Source organism: Caballeronia sp. (assembly GCF_049581465.1).
Classification (GTDB): Bacteria; Pseudomonadota; Gammaproteobacteria; order Burkholderiales; family Burkholderiaceae; genus Caballeronia.
The window spans coordinates 1-2,246 of sequence record NZ_JBAUSA010001011.1 but is presented as its reverse complement, the minus strand read 5'-3'; the positions used below and the strand labels follow the sequence as shown (position 1 = coordinate 2,246).

Here is a 2,246-nt window from a genome sequence, read left to right as displayed (position 1 = left end):
TAACCTTGCGAGTGTCAGACGATGCCCAACGTCGCCATCACATTACGCATCCGTTGAACCGCGAGTTCCGGATCGAGCAGCAGATTTGCTTCGTCAGCGAGACGGAAGACATCCGCCAGGTAGACTGGCGGACGCATGCCGTGATGACCACCCAGCATGAAGTTGTGAGGCTGGAACCCGTTCAGGTAGGCGAGAAATACAACGCCGGTTTTGTAGTACTGGGTCGGTGCGCGAAAGATATGACGCGAGAGAGGGACGGTCGGCGCGAGTAACCGATCGTAGAGCGCCCGATCATTTTCGGCGAGTGCGGTCAGGGCCTGGGATGCTGCCGGAGCAATGGCGTCGAATATGCCGAGGAGCGCATGCGAGTATCCCGCTTCGTCACCTGCGATCAGTTCGGGGTAGTTGAAGTCGTCGCCCGTATACATCTTGACCGAGGCCGGCAAACGGCGCCGGAATACAATTTCCTTCGCGTCATCCAGCAGCGAGATTTTGATGCCGTCGACCTTGGCCCGGCTTGCTTCGATGGCTTCCAGGCATACGTCAGCCGCATCCGCGAAATCTGCGTGGCCCCAATAGCCCGCCAGTTCAGGATCGAACGCTTCGCCGAGCCAGTGCAGGATCACTGGCTGCTCGCACATCGACAGCACGTCGCGATACACGCGGAGGTAGTCACTCGCGCTGCGCGCGACCCGGGCCAATGCCCGGCTCGCCATCAGGATGATGCGGCCTCCAGCACGCTGCACGTCTTCGATCTGCATCCCGTATGCGCGGATCACGTCGTCGCACGACGTTGCTTCGCCGGGCAGCAAGTGATCGGTGCCACAGCCTGACGCGATCAACGCGCCGGGAATGTCTCGCGTTTCGGCGAGGGTCCGCACTACAAGCTCGCGCGCTTGCGGCCATGAAAGCCCCATGCCCCGCTGTGCAGTGTCCATTGCTTCCGCAATGCCAAGACCCTGCTCGAGCAGATAGCGACGGTATTCGATCGTGCGGGTCCAGTCGATCGCACAGGGCCGATTCAGTTCACCGGCACGCAACGGATCGGCGACCACATGCGCCGCAGAGTAGGCGATACGCGTGAATGGTTTGGTGGGGCGTACGGGTGCCAGAGGGGTGCCCTTGACGCGATATTCCTGCGTTTGGCCGTCGAGGCCAGGAAGATTGATTTGCATGATTGGCTCAATACTTGTGAACGAGCAGGCCACCGTCTACGCGGATGGCCTGACCGACGCTATAGGGAAGACGGTCCGTCGCCAGGGTCCGCACCACAGTCGCCACTTCCTGTGGTGTACCCCAGCGTTTGATTGCGGTCAGCCCGTTTTCCATTTGCGCGTCGTAACGCGCTTTGGACGGAGATGTCATCTCTGTTTCGATGAAACCGGGTTGCACTTCATAAACGCGGACTCCGACATCAGCAAGGCGCACGGAGAACAGCGTGGTTGCCATCGACAACCCGGCCTTCGAAACGCAGTACTCACCGCGCTGGATCGATGCGGCGATCGCGTTAGACGACGTGATCGTAATGATTGATCTGGTGACGCTATCCGACGGTCCGGCCGCCATCGCCTTTTCCGCCCTTTTGCCGAATGCCTGCATCAAAAAGAACGTGCCACGCGTGTTGACGTCTAGACACCGGTCATAGCTTTCGGGCGTGACGTCCAGCAGGTCGCCGCGCGACATGACCGAGACGCCCGCATTGTTGACAAGACACGTTACCGCCCCGAGTTCGTCCTCGATCGACTGAAGCAACCGTTCGTGTGTATCAATGCTGGCCAGGTCGGAGACGAATGTGGCTGCCTTGGCGCCGCGCCCCCGAACAGCGTGGCAAACGCTGTCGAGTTCGTCAGATGCACTCATATCGGTCAACGCGATGTCGAAGCCGGCATCTGCAAGTTCAAGCGCGATGGCCCGGCCGATTCCCCTTCGGGCGCCCGTTACTAGCGCAATTGGGCGTTGTGACATGAGTGTCTCCTCCTGAGTTACGTCGATGTGAATTCAAGTCAGCCCGCACGGACCATCGTCGGCGCTTTCATGATAGCTAAGTAACGTTTCGGTTCTTAATTTAATACATCAAGACAGATTGTGTCAAAAGGGTTTTCACCAGGATACCAGCTTACCGATGGAGATTGCGAGGCACTACGGCTCACCGAAAAATACACTTAAACGCAATTAAATCAGATATTTATATATTTTTACCCTTCGTAGATTGCCACTCCAAGATTCAAACCCGACTTGTCGTAAAC

General features: G+C 58.1%; 2 protein-coding genes. Both read right to left on the bottom strand.

The window, feature by feature from the left end:
* Positions 1-14 precede the first annotated feature (14 nt).
* Positions 15-1,175 (bottom strand): dihydrodipicolinate synthase family protein, encoded by a 1,161-nt coding sequence (locus tag WCA53_RS24740; protein WP_423916627.1) that lies wholly within the window; start codon positions 1,173-1,175, stop codon positions 15-17.
* Positions 1,176-1,182: 7 nt separating this feature from the next.
* Positions 1,183-1,965, bottom strand: coding sequence for a 3-ketoacyl-ACP reductase (locus WCA53_RS24735; RefSeq protein ID WP_423916625.1), 783 nt, complete (start codon positions 1,963-1,965; stop codon positions 1,183-1,185).
* Positions 1,966-2,246: the final 281 nt, after the last annotated feature.

Bases quoted from the DNA above. Each gene is read 5' to 3' on its own strand.
- WCA53_RS24740 (WP_423916627.1), bottom strand. From the start codon at position 1,175: ATGCAAATCAATCTTCCTGGCCTCGACGGCCAAACGCAGGAATATCGC.
- WCA53_RS24735 (WP_423916625.1), bottom strand. From the start codon at position 1,965: ATGTCACAACGCCCAATTGCGCTAGTAACGGGCGCCCGAAGGGGAATC.